Origin of the sequence: Pseudomonas sp. GR 6-02 (assembly GCF_001655615.1) — a bacterium.
Classification (GTDB): Bacteria; Pseudomonadota; Gammaproteobacteria; order Pseudomonadales; family Pseudomonadaceae; genus Aquipseudomonas.
In genome coordinates, this window is sequence record NZ_CP011567.1 from 3,813,320 (window position 1) to 3,827,856 (window position 14,537).

The window sequence follows — 14,537 nt, forward strand, 5'->3', positions numbered from 1 at the left end:
AGTCTGACAATTGATGTGACGCGACGATCGAAGCTGGACCGTCGCCGACCCGCCAGAAGACACTCAGAAACTCATCCGTGTACCAGATAGGCTCCCAACGGAACCCGATGCCGTAGCTTCTTGCATTTGCCCGGTGGGGGCTGATGCCCGGGCGGACGATCAGGAAACCAGATTCGGCATTTACCCGGAGGCGGCCAATGGCCACGGGGAATCTCAACACCATCGTACGCGGGCGCTGGCTCGGCGGAAGCCGATTGCAATTCTCCTTCGGGCATTGCGCGAGCGAAGTTGCCAGCATCGCGCCCAGTATCCGGAGCGGCTTGTTCAGCAGCGGCCATTTCTGCTTCGCGCAGCCTTTGGGCCTCCTCTTCAAGCCCCTTCTGTACTGCGACCTGGTCCTCTTTGGCGTTGGGTGAGGTGCTCGATGCGTTGGCCTGCTGCGCCGCCTGGATCAATTGGAAGTTGCGGTTGCGTAACGCTACGTTGCTACCAACTCTCATGTTCGAGCGCACCGCCAACGTTTCAGCCTGTTGGTACTGCCCCTGCTGAAGACGCAACACACCGAGATAATGCAGCGTCGCGGGATTGTTCGGCTGGATATGCAGAGCACGCTCCAGCGTGGCAGCGGCTTGGTCCAACTGGCCATCTCCATACTGCCGCGATGCGGTTTCGATCAGGGTGGTTGATGCGCTGTTGCTTTGCGAGGGCGCCCTTCGCTCGGCAGCAACCGAACAAAGCGACGTGACGACGCAGAACGCCAGGAGGAGGCTCGGCAGAGAAATCTTGGTTGGCATCAGGGGGCGGACTCAGCTGATCTCGGACGGCACTGTCGTAAAACAGGCCACCAGCACTGCTCGGCATCTGCGACACAGGGCCCCCATTGACCTGGCCAGTACCCTGAAGTTCCCGCCGCAACCGCCACTGCAGACGGAGTGGAATCCGCGGGCCACCGCAACCGGTATCAATTTTTACCTGAAATTTTAAGCTGGTATCATTCAAGCACTGACAAACCGAGCAGAAAATATGAATCGTCGTAAAAAAATAAATCAGTTATTAAAGGCTAACGCCAAAAAGGCCAGCGCCAAACTGGCACCGAAAAGCAAGACTAAATACATTAGTAAAGCTGACCGATTGAAGCTGGCGGCTGAAGCCGGTCAGGACGCAATCACTTGCGCTGAGAGCTGATTTACCTAGCCTTCGCGACCGACCGCTTCCGCCGCAGAGCCCACTTCCCTGCCCAACCGATCTGACAGATCGCGCGGACGCCAAAACTGCTACAGCGGTTTTTTGTTGAGCTGCAGCAGTTCCCGCACCACGAGTTTACAAACTTGCTTCTTTGTAGGATGACTGAAGAAACTCTGCTATCAGCGATGTGATCTGCTGCTGAATCACCCCACGTGAGCGACCGCCGTCGCCATCCAGGCAAATGATGCCATCGCCTGGTACATCTTCTTCGAGCAGTTTCTGCGCGCCAGGTTTGCACATCGACAAGAAGCTGAAATGGCTTGCGTCGCTGATTTCGACGTAACGGCTTGTCGCCGCAGGCAAGCGTTTGGCCAGGTTGGCAGACTCCAACTCAGCAGGAAGCTCGCGCGACGGTACACCGGCAGCGATCACCAGCGTTGGTACCGGCAGCGCCGCCAGGCTTTCATCGGTCAGGCCCCGTGAAAGGCCCAGATCCAATGTGACCACAGCAGAGACGCGTTCATCGCGCAAATCGGCGGCCAACGCGGCCTTTGATTTTGAGGTGCTTGCAGGGTTTATCGTTTCGTAGACGGTGCAACTCGCTAACTGCGGGTGAGCTTTGCAGTCAAGGGCGAAGCGGTCTGGATCGAAACGAGCGCCGGCTATCTCCAGGGCGGTCCAGCCGCCGAGTGAATGGCCCACTACTGCAATTCGGTCATTGGCGACCAAGCCGAATTTTTCTGGTTGAGTCGTGACCGCATCTATGGCTCGGCGTAAATCAACCGGGCGCTGCCATAACTGCGCCGCAGCTTGAGGGCTACGGTCATGAGTGGTGGTGCCAGGGTGATTGATTGCGGCGACGATGTACCCCCTATGAGCCAGAGCACTGGCAAGCCAGATCTGGTTGCTCCAGTTCCCCCTGTATCCGTGGGAGAGCACCAGCAAGGGATGCTTGCCAGCAGCGGGCGGCGCGTTACGAACGGCAGAAGCACCGACAAACACCATATCATCGCCGATCAATTGCGTGGCGGCGCTAGTCGCACTGGGGTACCAAACGACCATCTCCAGTGAGCGGTCACTGTGCGGGTCCGCCAGTGTGGAAGATTGGAAGCCGACAGGGTTCTCGTCAGCGAGTGCGAGAGTAGTCAGGCAGATCAACAACAGGGCGCCAAAAGCTATTTTCAATGTCGTTTCTTCCTTGATTGGACAAGTGCACAGCAACCTGAATCCGCCGTCAGGCGCATCCACCTTCGTACGGAGTCGAAGCTAACGTGGCTGCATAGTGAGCACGGACATTAAAGCCCACAATCGAATCCACGGGCATAAATTTCATCGTTAACTCTGTTCGCGGTCTTTTAGAGAGAAGGCTGAACGTCCGCTTTCCCGCGGGTCTTGCCTAGTGGAAGGCAGTCACCACCCGCTAAGCATCCTGCAATTTCTCACGCAGAAACTCGATGAGCCGTTGGGTTTTCGCCGGTAACAGTCGCGTCTCGGTGAGGGCATAAACCGAGACGGGCGGAGCCTGCCACAGCGGCAAGACTCTGCGCAGCGTGCCATCGGCGAGGTCTACCTGTGGGAGCAGCGCACCGCCGCTCCCACAGGGATGAGTCGCTACATCTCAACCTGCGTACCCAGCTCAATCACACGATTGAGCGGCAAATTGAAGTACTTGAGGTTGCTGTTGGCGTTCTTCAGCAAGAACGCGAACAGGGTCTCGCGCCAACGGGCCATGCCGATACGCTTGGTCGGGACGACCGTCTCGCGGCTGAGGAAATAGGTGGTGCGCATCGGACTGAAATCCAGCTCTTTCAAATGGCACAGACTCAACGCCAGCGGCACATCGGGCTCCTCTATAAAGCCGAAGTGCAGACTGACCCGGAAGAACCCTTCGCCAAAAGACTCGATCTCGAACCGCTGATCCGCAGGCACCCGCGGGCGGTCTTCAGACACCACGGTGAGCAACACCACCTGCTCGTGCAGCACCTGGTTGTGCAACAGGTTGTGCAACAGCGCATGGGGAACTGCATCGGATCTGGCCGTCAGAAATACCGCGGTACCTTGCACACGATGGGGTGGTTGCGCGCGAATGCTGCTGATGAACAACGGCAGCGGCAGAGCGGTTTCGTCCAGTCGCTCGACAATGATCTTGCGGCCGCGCTTCCAGGTGGTCATCAAAATGAACAGGGCAATACCGGCGATTACCGGGAACGCACCACCCTGGAAGATCTTCGATATGTTGGCGGCGAAGTACAGGCTGTCGACCACGAGAAAACCCAACAGCATCGGAATCGCCAACCAGCGCGGTGTTTTCCACAGCAGCAGGACCACGGCCGAGGACAGGATGGTCGTGATCAACATGGTCCCCGTCACCGCCACGCCATACGCCGCCGCCAGCGCACTGGACGACTCGAAGCCGATGACCAGCAACACGACGCCGACCATCAGCGCCCAGTTCACGAGGCCGATGTAAATCTGCCCCTGCTCCTGACTGGAGGTGTGCTGGATAAACATACGCGGCACGTAACCCAGCTGAATAGCCTGGCGAGTCAGTGAGAACGCCCCGGAAATCACCGCCTGGGAGGCGATGATGGTGGCCAGTGTCGACAGCGCGACCATCGGCAGCAGCGCCCAGTCGGGTGCCAATAGATAGAATGGGTTGCGTACCGCTTCCGGGTTCCCGAGGATCAACGCCCCCTGGCCAAAGTAATTGAGCACCAGGCCAGGCAGCACCAGCATGAACCAGGCACGGGCAATCGGTTTGCGACCGAAATGGCCCATGTCGGCATACAGCGCTTCAGCACCGGTCAATGCCAATACCACGGCGCCCAGAATGGCGATGCCAATGCCCGGATGAACCACGAAGAATCGCACCGCCCAAGCAGGATTGAGCGCTTGCAGCACTTCCGGGCGTTGCAGAATGCCGAATGTACCGAGAATGCCCAACACCACGAACCACAGCACCATGACCGGGCCGAACAGGATGCCGATACGTGCCGTGCCATGTTTCTGGATCAGGAACAGTGCTACCAGGACGATAACGGACAGCGGAACGACCCAATGCCCGATGCCCTCGAACGCAAGTTGCAGACCTTCAACCGCGGAGAGCACCGAAATGGCCGGGGTGATCATACTGTCCCCGTAAAACAGTGCCGCGCCAAACAGCCCGAGCAACACCAGGTTCCGGCTCATTTTCGGATAAGGCGCCGAGGCCCGGCGTGCCAGTGCCGTCAAGGCCATGATGCCGCCCTCGCCCTGGTTGTTGGCGCGCAGGATAAACAGCACGTACTTGATCGAGACGACCCAGATCAGCGACCAGAAAATCAACGACAGAATGCCCAGTACACCGTCCTGATTGGCCTGGACGCCATAGTGGCCGGCGAACACTTCCTTGAGGGTGTAAAGCGGGCTGGTACCAATGTCCCCATAAACCACGCCGACCGCGGCGACGAGCAAGCCCACTCCTGATGTTTTGGCGTGGGAGTTTTCATGGGCGGGGATCGCTGTTTCGCTCACGGGTAGCTTCTCTGAGATTGAAGGAAATAAATGGCATGTCACCTTCGAGCAAGAGGGTTTGCGGGGTTACCGGGCAAACATTGGAACTCAGCCTTGAAACCCCACGGCTTGATAATGAGATTAGTCCATGGGTGTCATGCCGTTCGTTCAGGCGACCTGGAGAGTTTGCAGGCCTGTCGACGATCAAAAAAACGCGGCAAGTATCCTCGCAAGGGAAAACACCTACCGTAAAGAAAGCGTAAAAATGTACGGGCAGCAGCGAGCGAATTTCGATCAAGCTTCTTGTGCGCGACCAAAAATAGTCCTTAATTAGAGGCAAGGTTCTTTCCGGGACCTCGCCACATCGCTATATCCTGTGTTTCAACCCGAATCACCTGAATCGAGTGCCAAGGCACCACCAGCATGGAGTTTGCGAATGAGCCAAGGGCCTGTCCATGAGGACGACACCGCTATTGGACCTACCTGTACACCCTCAGAAGGTAGCGAGCAAACCTCCCCGTCCCTTCATGACCTGGGGTTGAGCGATGTCCTTGAGGCACTGCCCGAGGCCATCTACACCACCGATGCCAAGGGTCTGATCACCTTTTACAACCGTGCAGCGGTGGCACTGTGGGGAGTGACCCCGACGCTTGGGGAGAGCACCTTTTGCGGCTCCTGGAAGCTCTATTGGCCTGACGGCACGCCGCTGCCCCACGATGAATGCCCCATGTCCATGGCATTGAAGGAACAACGTCCTGTCAGAGGGATTGAAGCCATCGCCGAGCGTCCGGATGGCACACGCGTTCGTTTTCTGGCGTGCCCCTCGCCGATCTTCGATGCAGAAGGCAGCCTGATAGGCGCCGTTAACATGCTGATCGATCTGACTGACCAGACCGTCGCCGACAAAGCCGCGCTGATCCATGACGCGCTGGTCGAATCGTCCGCCGACGCGATCATCGCCAAAGACCTGAACGGCACGATTACCAACTGGAACGCTGGCGCCCAGCGACTCTTCGGTTACACGGCCGAGGAAGCGGTCGGCCAACCCATTGATATGCTCATCCCCCTGGATCGACGGGATGAGGAACCCGGCATTTTGGCGCGCATCCGTCGAGGCGAGCGCATCGAACACTATGAAACCCTCCGGCGGCGCAAAGACGGCAGCCTGGTCGAGATCTCTCTCGCCGTCTCCCCTATCAGAAATCGGCAAGGCCGTATTGTCGGAGCGGCCAAAATCGCTCGCGATATCACTGAGCGACGACAGGCGGAAGAACAAAAGAGCCTGCTCATCAGAGAGATGGATCACCGGGTGAAAAACCTGTTCACCCTGGCAAACAGCGTGGTCTCACTGAGCGCCCGTTCGGCAACGACCCCCGGTGAACTCGCCTCCGCCGTTTGCGCACGGCTGAACGCATTGGCGCGAGCCCATACCCTGACCATACCGCACGGTTTGAGTAACGAGCAGCCAACGACATTGCATGCCCTCATTCAAACCATTCTCGCGCCTTATGCCGATAGCGGGGATACCAGCCAGTCACGCGCCGTCGTGACCGGCCCTGACATAACGATTGACGGTGCATCAGTCACCAGCTTCGCTTTGCTGTTGCATGAGTTTGCAACCAACGCCGCGAAATATGGGGCGCTCTCTTTGCCTGAAGGGCTTTTGGATATTGCCTGTAGCGAGAGTGAGGAGGTATTCACCGTGGTCTGGAGCGAAAGGAATGGCCCGCTCATTGACCGGGAGCCCGACAGCACCGGGTTCGGCACCCTTCTCGCCAAAGCGACCGTGCATGGCCAGCTTCACGGCGAAATCCGCCGTGACTGGAAGCGCGAGGGGCTGACCATCACCGTAGCGTTTCCCTCCCGTAGCATAAGCGGCCAGTAGAGGGTTGGCTCCAGATGGTGCGAAGCGATTCGCACCTACTTTGCCGTCCCGCCACCAGGTTTATAGAACAGAAACTTCCGGGTCTCGCCCGTCTTGATGTACTGCTTCGCCCAGTCGGGTTTCACCGTTCTGTCGTGGAAATACAAGGCACCGTGGGTGCGGTCCGTCAGTTGCTTGTTGAGTGCCTTGCGCGCGATCTCCTTGGCGATGGCATATTCGTCGTCTTCCTTTACCTGATCCGCACGCCCGTCGCACCACCAGGAAAACTGGCAGGCATGCTTTTCGGAACCTTGCTTGACCACAGCGCACACCGTATCCGGAAAACCTTCGTGACCCAGCCGATTCATGACCACGCTGGCGACGCCTTCCATGTCGGCAGCAGTTACCCCTTTGGCTTCCCAGTAGATACTGCGTGCAAGGCACGTAATGGCATCCTCCAGCGGCGCCGTGCCCGCCGGATCGACCGCCTGCGCTTCGGAGGGGGTGATGACCTCGGATTTGGGCACCGGAGCTTCGCTACCCTTCTCTGCCGCTTTCTGCTCCAGAACCTGCGCCTTTTCTTCGGCCACTTCCTTTTTTTGCTCCTGGTCGGTTGCCCACACCTGGCCGCACAGAAGGCTGATTGCGAAGCAGGTGGCTACCCCTTTGAATCGCATGTTCCGACCCTTCTGATTGAAACCTTCGTGAGCAACGAAACGATCGCAGACCTGGGTTGATTGTAGTAGCCGGAATTCATACCGACAGGCAGGCAATAAACTGCATTTGAGCGCGAAAAGGCATTGCATTGGGAGGGGGGACATCGCGCATCATGGGTACAGATCGTTCAAGGGAGATTTACATGCTCAGCCTGTCATCCGTTTTGCATCTTGGCGTGTTGTCATTCGGGTTGGTGTTCAGCGTCATCGCGTCGGCGGCCGATGAACAACAGCTGGTAGAGTCGATCAACGTTTACCGCAGCCAGGTACAGCGCTGTGCCGGACAGGCGTCTTCGGAGTTACCACCGCTGGCCAGCGATCCGCGCCTGGTGCTGTCCGCCAACAGCATCGGCGACCTGCAGCAGGCACTGGCCCGCGCGGCGTACCCGATGGTTAATGTGCAGGCAATCAGCTTGTCCGGCCCGCGTGATGCGCCCGCCGCGATGAAGGCGATTCAGGAGAGCTTCTGCCGGGTGGTGCTGGACCCGCAATTTGTCGATATAGGCGTCAGCCGGGAGGGCCGCGAGTGGCGCATCGTGCTGGCGCGCCCGCTGTTGACGGGGCGCTTGGGCGACTGGCAGGCGGAGGGACAGAAACTCCTTGAAGCGATGAACAGCGCCCGCACGCAAGCGCGCCAGTGCGGTACCCAATCCTTCGCCGCCACCACGCCGATGGTCTGGAACGCCACGCTGGGATCAGCCGCCGAGGGCCACAGCCGGGCCATGGCCAACCAAAACTTTTTCGATCACAAGGACCGCGACGGCCGCACGCCGGGTGATCGGGCTGAACTGGCGGGGTACGCCGGCCAGCAGGTCGGTGAGAACATCGCCGCCGGGCAGGACACAGTGCGCAAGGTGGTCGATGGTTGGCTGGCCAGCCCGGGGCATTGCGCCAACCTGATGAACCCACAATTTCGCGAATTGGGTGCAGCCTATGCGGTGGACCCGAAGAGTGACGCGGGTATTTACTGGACGGCGATGTTTGGCACGCCGTAAAGGCGGCTGCTTGATTGTGCTGCGCTAGCGCATCAAGACACCATCAATGACGTTGCCGTTGCCGCTGTAGCTCGGTCTTCAACCAGAGGTTGGCCGGTTGTATGCCTGCCGGACAGCGCACTTCATAGGCGCGGCCACTCATGCTGCTTTGGGTGGCCGCCAGCTCAATAAAGTCTTCGGCGCTGTTCACCCTGTCCTGTTCTTCAAGGTACTCCAGCTTCTTCTCCAGATGCGCCCGAGCTTGAGGGCCGCCGTATTCGCTTCCGTTGCGCACAAACCGGCATTCACTGTGCTCGACAAAGTCCAGCAAGCTGTTTATTTCCTGAGTGGCTTGAGGTGGGATTTGTGCCTGTGCATTGAACACCACGGCAGTCAGGCCGATACCTGCCGCCGTCAGCCATTGAGTGAGGGGTGCAACAATATGCCCAGTCAGCCTTCGCATGATTATTCCTCAGGAGATCAGAGCGGTGATGGCCGCTCTGGAGCTGGGCGCAGACAGGTCAATCGTCTCGGTCGTCATGGTCGCGGTGCCGACGGCGATCATCACGACGATCATAATCCCGGTCATACCCACGATCATCACGGTAATAATAGCCACGGTCATGGTCGCGACGGTATTCACGGTGATCCCGATCGTACCTGTCTCCCTCTTCCCAGTAAGGAAAGCAACCTCCCAGCAGGAGAGTACTTGCAATGGCCAGGGTCATTATCGCGGTGCGCTTCATTTTAACGTCCTAAAAGGTCAGAACTACGGGGATGAGGTGACGCTAGCGGCGAATCGATCGCAGTGCGTTCAAACCCATAATTACGACCCTCAAGCCGGTCAATGATTCCGTTATCACCGGGCCTTACAGCGTTCTCTGGCTGTTACCGATGGTTTTGGCTTTTTCGATGGCCCACTCCATCGCCGCTTCCATGTCCAGCAGATGCGGCGAGGGGTGCTTGTCCTCGACAATGGCCGAGCCGTCCGGCCAATAGACCCCCATGAACATCTTCAGCGAACCGTCTCTCAATATCTCGGCTTTGACCTCAATCGTGCATCCGTTCGACAGCGTTTCCGAGTGGGTTATATGACGCTCAGTCATGACTGCATTCCTCCCGTCGTTGCTATCAGCGTAACCCATGCAGCGCCGGGCGCGATGACGCTCAGGCGTCTGCCTGCACCACCTCGATCCCCAGTCTTTGATAGTCCTCGAGATTGCCCGAGGCCACGTGACGTTCGGTAATCAGCGTATGCACACGGGCGCAAGGCGCAACCACGAAGGGCTCCACCGCCCCCAGCTTGTCCGCGGTGGTCACGGCAATCACGTGGGAGGCGCTGGCGAGCATCGCCTGCTTCACCGGCACTTCATCGAAATGCAGCGAGCTGAGGCCGACTTCCGGATGAATGGCACAGACCCCGGTGAACACCAGGTCGGCCTTGATGCCCTCGATCAATCGCAGGGTTTCATGCCCGCTGGAAGACATCGTCGCCGGGTTGAGCTGACCACCGGCGACGATCACCGTGATGCCTTTGTATTCGGCCAGCGTGATCGCAATCATCGGCGACGCGGTGACGGCCGTGATGACAATGTCGGAAGGCAGCGAGCGTGCGATCTGCAGCGTGGTGCTCCCGGAATCGAACATCACGATCTGGCCGTCCTTGACCCGGCGCGCGGCGAGCTGCGCCAACCGGGTTTTCACCTCGTCGGTTTCGCTGACCCGAGTGAAGTAATCCTTGCCCGTGTCCTTGGGCCGCGGCAACGCCCCGCCGTGCACCCGCTGCACCAGCCCGGCACTGGCCAGCTCCGACAGGTCCCGGCGAATGGTGTCCTCGGACACGGCGAAATGCTGACTCAGCTCGGAAGCCATGACCTTGCCGTCACGTTCGAGGATCAGCAGTATTTTTTGGCGGCGCAGTTGGGGGAGTTCGGCGGAGGAATGCTCGGCTTGCATGGTTATGCCTGTTTTTGCGTGTTTGTGCGAGATTAGCCAAACACCTCAATGAACACAAGGCGCTCCCACAAGGGATTGTGTTTGATTGATACCCATCACAAGGCACTCACGATGAACTCACGCAACCATTGATGCCCAGGGTCGCGGTGACAGCGCTCGGGCCAGAGCATCGACATCTCGTAACCCGGGACTTCAAGCGGGGGCTCGACCATGGTCAAAGCGTGCGTATCGCGAACCAGGCGCGCTGGCAGCATCGCGACCATGTCGGTGCTCTCCACCACCGACGGGACAAACAGAAAATGGGGGAGCGAAAGCACCACTCGGCGCGTCATGCCCAGCTGGGAAAGCGCCTGATCGGTGACACCCTGAAAGCCTCCGCCATCCCGGGATACGATGACGTGGTCGAGTTCGCAGAACTGCGCGAGTGTCGGTCGCTGTCTCAACAGCGGATGGCCAGTACGCCCCACCAACACATAGCGTTCGGTAAACAATGCACGACGTCGCAAGCCTGGGGGAGCATCCTCGGTGGTATGAAACGCCAGGTCGATTGCCCCCTGCTCCGCTTGTTTGGCCAATTGTGACGGCACCAGGTCAAGCACCGCCAAACGCGTGCCGGGTGCCGCCGAACGCAGCCCGGCCAACGCGGGCAAGATAATGGTCGACTCGCCGTAGTCCGACGCCATGACATTCCACGTCTGCCGTGCCTCGGCCGGGTTGAAAGGGCTGGCGGGCGACACCGCGCGCTCCAGGGCTTCCAGGGCCTGGCGCAACGGCTCGCGCAACTCATCGGCCCGGGCCGTGGGCCGCATGCCCCGTGGTCCTGGCAGTAACAGCGGATCGTTGAAAATATCCCTCAGTTTGGCGAGATGAACGCTCACCGAAGGTTGCGACAGATTCAGGCGTTGCGCCGCACGGGTCACGTTGTGTTCCGAGAGCAGGACATCAAGCGTCAGCAGCAGGTTGATGTCCAGACGTCGCAGATTATTCATGACAATACCTGGCATATTGGTTATTCATTTCCAATATACCGGGTAAGGCCTGATTCTGCTGGCTTCTGACAACGGAGACTCAGTCATGAATGTTCTGCTCGTTTACGCCCATCCCGAACCCAAATCGTTAAACGGTTCGCTCAAGGACTTTGCCGTCAAACGCCTGGAAGCTGCCGGCCACCAGGTACAGGTTTCCGATTTGTATGCGATGGACTGGAAAGCCTCGCTGGACGCCGATGACAGTTTCGGCCGGCCTGCCGACGCACGATTCGATCCGTCGCAAGACTCCAAGCGTGCCTTCAAAGAAGGCCGGCAACGACAGGACATCGTTCTCGAACAGGAAAAACTGCTCTGGGCCGATACCGTCATTCTGCAGTTTCCGCTGTGGTGGTTCTCGATGCCGGCGATCCTCAAAGGCTGGGTGGAACGCGTCTATGCCTATGGTTTTGCCTACGGCGTAGGGGAGCATTCCGATGCGCGCTGGGGCGACCGTTACGGGGAAGGCACGCTGGCGGGCAAACGGGCGATGCTGATCGTCACCACGGGTGGCTGGGAATCTCATTACAGCCCACGGGGCATCAACGGGCCGATCGACGATGTGCTATTCCCGATCCAGCACGGCGTACTGTTCTACCCCGGCTTCGACGTGCTGCCACCGTTCGTGATCTATCGGACCAGCCGAATGGATGAGGCGAGATTTTCAGCAACTTGTGAGGCGCTCGGCCAACGGCTGGATGACCTGTGGGAAACTGCGCCGATTGCGTTCCGACCGCAAAATTCAGGGGCGTATGACATTCCGCAACTCACGTTGCGTGATGAGATTGCTGCGGATCAGTCGGGCTTTGCGGCTCACGTCAAACAGGCAACACACTCGTTGTAGCAGCTGTCGAGCCTGCGAGGCTGCGTTCGGCTGCGAAGCAGTCGTCAAACCAGAACTCGCGGTGTGTCAGGCAGACCGCGTCGGCCGGATTCACGACTGCTGCGCAGCCGAACGCAGCCTCGCAAGCTCGACAGCTGCTACGGCGAACACGAAAAAGCCCGCACAAGGCGGGCTTTGGAAATCGAGTAGGTGGCCAGCGCTGGTCTCTGGCTTACAAGGTTTATCGGGCCTCTCACAGAACAGGATTTTTAGCTTTGGGCTGTTCTGCCTCACACGGCATAAGGGCTGGATCTCAGCGCGGAGATCTTTCTAACCGTGTACCCTTGGGAGCGCGCCCCACGCCTCCTCGCTATCCCTTTGCGCATCAGTCTGCGTCTTCACCTACAACCTCAGAATAGCAAACCATTCGAAGCCTGGGTCGGGGTTTTTAGACTGATTATTTTCAAGGGGAATGATGGGTAAATGGAAAAATACTAACGCCGCAGGACGGACTTCCGCGCTGCCTCCAACACGCCCGCAATCTTTGCAGGCGCTACATCGGTAATTTGTATTCAAATGCCAGCTTTATAATATTTTACCGATCCAGGGGTGATCCCTAGTCTTGACCCAAGAAATGGCAGGCCACAACCGACCTGATTCCAACTTCGATGGGTATAGAGATGACCACTGAAAAAACAAAAATAGATACGCTGATTGTGGGCGCCGGTCAGGCTGGCGTGGCCATGAGTGAACACCTGAGCAAACTCGGCGTGCCTCACCTCGTACTGGAGCGCAGCCGCATCGCCGAGCGCTGGCGCAGCGGTCGTTGGGATTCGCTGGTGGCCAACGGCCCGGCCTGGCACGATCGGTTTCCGGGCCTTGAGTTCGACGATCTCAGCCCCGACAGCTTTGCCCCGAAAGAACGGGTGGCGGATTATTTCGAAGCCTACGCGAAGAAGTTCAACGCCCCCATCCGCACCGGCGTGGACGTGAAGAAAGTCGAGCGCAATGTCGGTCGTCCAGGCTTCACCATTGAAACCTCCGAAGGCGTGATCGAGGCCAACCGCGTAGTGGCCGCCACCGGACCTTTCCAGCGCCCGGTTATTCCGCCGATCGCGCCGAAAGATCAGCCATTCACCCAGATCCACTCCGCCGAATACCGCAACCCGCAGCAATTGCCAGAGGGCGCTGTGCTGGTGGTGGGCGCCGGCTCGTCCGGGGTGCAGATCGCCGATGAATTACAGAGTGCCGGCAAGCAGGTTTACCTCTCGGTGGGTGCGCACGATCGCCCTCCTCGCGCCTATCGCAACCGTGATTTCTGCTGGTGGCTGGGCGTGCTCGGCGAGTGGGATCAGGCCGCCATGAAACCCGGCCGGGAACACGTGACCATCGCGGTGAGCGGCGCGCATGGTGGCCGTACGGTGGACTTCCGTGGGCTGGCCCATCGCGGAATGACGCTGGTGGGTCTGACCCAATCGTTCAATGGCAGCGTGGCGACGTTCCAGCCCAACCTTGCCGACAACCTGGCACGCGGCGATGAGAACTATCTGGCGCTGCTCAATGCCGCCGACGCCTACGTCGAGCGCAATGGCCTGGACCTGCCGGAAGAACCTGAGGCGCGGCATACCTTCCCGGATCCGGATTGCGTCACTAACCCGATTCTTGAACTCGACCTGGCCAAGGCTGGCGTGACGTCGATCATCTGGGCCACCGGGTTTGCCACGGATTACAGCTGGCTGAAGGTCAACGCGTTCGACGACAACGGCAAGCCGCAGCATCAGCGCGGAGTGTCGAGCGAGCCTGGGGTGTATTTCCTCGGCCTGCCATGGCAATCGCGTCGCGGCTCTTCGTTCATCTGGGGTGTTTGGCACGATGCCAAGTACGTGGCTGATCAGATCGCCATTCAGCGCTCATACCACGACTACCGCGATGCCCTGCAACGCGAAGCTGAAACCGCCCCCTTCGCGCATAAAACCACCGTCGGCGCTTAACGAATAGTTCTTCAGGAGCCTCAGATGTCCACGCCAACCCATACCCGTATTCGCATGTTCAACACCAAGGAAACCTACCCGAACCAGAGCCTGGACAATGACCTGTGCCAGGCCGTGCGGGCCGGCAACACCGTTTATGTTCGCGGCCAGGTCGGCACCGATTTCGAAGGCAACCTGGTGGGCCTCGGCGACCCGCGTGCGCAAACCGAGCAAGCCATGCGCAACGTCAAACAGTTGCTGGAAGAAGCTGGCAGCGACCTCAGCCACATCGTCAAAACCACCACTTACTTGATCGACCCGCGTTACCGCGAGCCGGTTTATCGGGAAGTGGGCAAGTGGCTCAAAGGGGTGTTTCCGATTTCCACCGGGTTGGTGGTGTCGGCACTGGGGCAGCCGCAGTGGCTGATGGAGATTGATGTGATTGCGGTGATTCCTGAGTAAGCAGGTAGACCGAGTCGCGGCTTTCGCGAGCAAGCTTCGCTCCTACAGTAGATCGCTGTTTCATGAACGA

The 14,537-nt window shown here is 58.9% G+C and carries 15 protein-coding genes and 1 pseudogene; 6 read left to right on the forward strand and 10 right to left on the reverse strand.

Translation table 11 applies throughout. From position 1 onward, the window contains the following. Positions 1 to 71 precede the first annotated feature (71 nt). Positions 72 to 794, reverse strand: coding sequence for a tetratricopeptide repeat protein (locus tag PGR6_RS16720; protein WP_064618422.1), 723 nt, complete (start codon positions 792 to 794; stop codon positions 72 to 74). Between the two features lie 229 nt (positions 795 to 1,023). On the opposite strand from PGR6_RS16720, the gene PGR6_RS16725 reads away from it, so the two are divergent. After that, positions 1,024 to 1,185, forward strand: coding sequence for a DUF2986 domain-containing protein (locus PGR6_RS16725; protein WP_064618425.1), 162 nt, complete (start codon positions 1,024 to 1,026; stop codon positions 1,183 to 1,185). A 135-nt stretch (positions 1,186 to 1,320) separates the two neighbouring features. Here the strand turns inward: PGR6_RS16725 and PGR6_RS16730 are convergent, their stop codons facing one another. From PGR6_RS16730 to PGR6_RS16735, 3 genes and pseudogenes are all read right to left on the reverse strand, one after another. Then, on the reverse strand, positions 1,321 to 2,370 hold the full coding sequence (locus PGR6_RS16730) for an alpha/beta hydrolase family protein (RefSeq protein WP_064618427.1): 1,050 nt from the start codon (positions 2,368 to 2,370) through the stop codon (positions 1,321 to 1,323). 235 nt (positions 2,371 to 2,605) lie between these two features. Continuing rightward, positions 2,606 to 2,776: pseudogene (locus tag PGR6_RS30445) on the reverse strand (LysR family transcriptional regulator); the annotation flags it as partial. A 20-nt stretch (positions 2,777 to 2,796) separates the two neighbouring features. Continuing rightward, positions 2,797 to 4,698 (reverse strand): potassium transporter Kup, encoded by a 1,902-nt coding sequence (locus PGR6_RS16735; RefSeq protein ID WP_050563969.1) that lies wholly within the window; start codon positions 4,696 to 4,698, stop codon positions 2,797 to 2,799. A 517-nt stretch (positions 4,699 to 5,215) separates the two neighbouring features. Between PGR6_RS16735 and PGR6_RS16745 the strand changes: the two genes are divergently transcribed. Further along, positions 5,216 to 6,562 (forward strand): PAS domain S-box protein, encoded by a 1,347-nt coding sequence (locus PGR6_RS16745; protein ID WP_177343092.1) that lies wholly within the window; start codon positions 5,216 to 5,218, stop codon positions 6,560 to 6,562. Positions 6,563 to 6,597: 35 nt separating this feature from the next. On the opposite strand, the gene PGR6_RS16750 is transcribed toward PGR6_RS16745, so the two are convergent. After that, a complete protein-coding gene (locus PGR6_RS16750) occupies positions 6,598 to 7,218 on the reverse strand; it encodes a cell wall hydrolase (protein ID WP_064618431.1) in 621 nt (206 codons plus the stop codon). A gap of 182 nt (positions 7,219 to 7,400) precedes the next feature. On the opposite strand from PGR6_RS16750, the gene PGR6_RS16755 reads away from it, so the two are divergent. After that, positions 7,401 to 8,252, forward strand: a complete 852-nt coding sequence (locus PGR6_RS16755) for a CAP domain-containing protein (RefSeq protein ID WP_064618433.1) — start codon at positions 7,401 to 7,403, stop codon at positions 8,250 to 8,252. A 43-nt stretch (positions 8,253 to 8,295) separates the two neighbouring features. Here the strand turns inward: PGR6_RS16755 and PGR6_RS16760 are convergent, their stop codons facing one another. The 5 genes from PGR6_RS16760 to PGR6_RS16780 all read right to left on the reverse strand — a co-directional run bounded on the left by PGR6_RS16760 (position 8,296) and on the right by PGR6_RS16780 (position 11,176). Beyond that, positions 8,296 to 8,694 (reverse strand): DUF5329 domain-containing protein, encoded by a 399-nt coding sequence (locus tag PGR6_RS16760; RefSeq protein WP_064618435.1) that lies wholly within the window; start codon positions 8,692 to 8,694, stop codon positions 8,296 to 8,298. 58 nt (positions 8,695 to 8,752) lie between these two features. Continuing rightward, positions 8,753 to 8,977, reverse strand: a complete 225-nt coding sequence (locus tag PGR6_RS30765; RefSeq protein ID WP_081626573.1) for a hypothetical protein — start codon at positions 8,975 to 8,977, stop codon at positions 8,753 to 8,755. A 123-nt stretch (positions 8,978 to 9,100) separates the two neighbouring features. Then, on the reverse strand, positions 9,101 to 9,337 hold the full coding sequence (locus tag PGR6_RS16770) for a hypothetical protein (protein WP_007942075.1): 237 nt from the start codon (positions 9,335 to 9,337) through the stop codon (positions 9,101 to 9,103). A 61-nt stretch (positions 9,338 to 9,398) separates the two neighbouring features. Then, positions 9,399 to 10,187, reverse strand: coding sequence for a DeoR/GlpR family DNA-binding transcription regulator (locus tag PGR6_RS16775; protein WP_064618439.1), 789 nt, complete (start codon positions 10,185 to 10,187; stop codon positions 9,399 to 9,401). A 95-nt stretch (positions 10,188 to 10,282) separates the two neighbouring features. After that, a complete protein-coding gene (locus PGR6_RS16780; protein ID WP_064621299.1) occupies positions 10,283 to 11,176 on the reverse strand; it encodes a LysR family transcriptional regulator in 894 nt (297 codons plus the stop codon). An 85-nt stretch (positions 11,177 to 11,261) separates the two neighbouring features. Between PGR6_RS16780 and PGR6_RS16785 the strand changes: the two genes are divergently transcribed. From PGR6_RS16785 to PGR6_RS16795, 3 genes are all read left to right on the forward strand, one after another. Then, positions 11,262 to 12,056 carry an NAD(P)H-dependent oxidoreductase gene (locus tag PGR6_RS16785; protein ID WP_064618441.1) on the forward strand — a complete coding sequence of 265 codons (795 nt, stop codon included), beginning with the start codon at positions 11,262 to 11,264 and terminating at the stop codon, positions 12,054 to 12,056. Between the two features lie 659 nt (positions 12,057 to 12,715). Next, complete coding sequence (locus PGR6_RS16790; protein ID WP_064618444.1) at positions 12,716 to 14,026, forward strand: flavin-containing monooxygenase; 1,311 nt, start codon at positions 12,716 to 12,718, stop codon at positions 14,024 to 14,026. 24 nt (positions 14,027 to 14,050) lie between these two features. Continuing rightward, positions 14,051 to 14,467 carry a RidA family protein gene (locus PGR6_RS16795; protein WP_018930235.1) on the forward strand — a complete coding sequence of 139 codons (417 nt, stop codon included), beginning with the start codon at positions 14,051 to 14,053 and terminating at the stop codon, positions 14,465 to 14,467. The last annotated feature ends 70 nt before the right edge of the window (positions 14,468 to 14,537 follow it).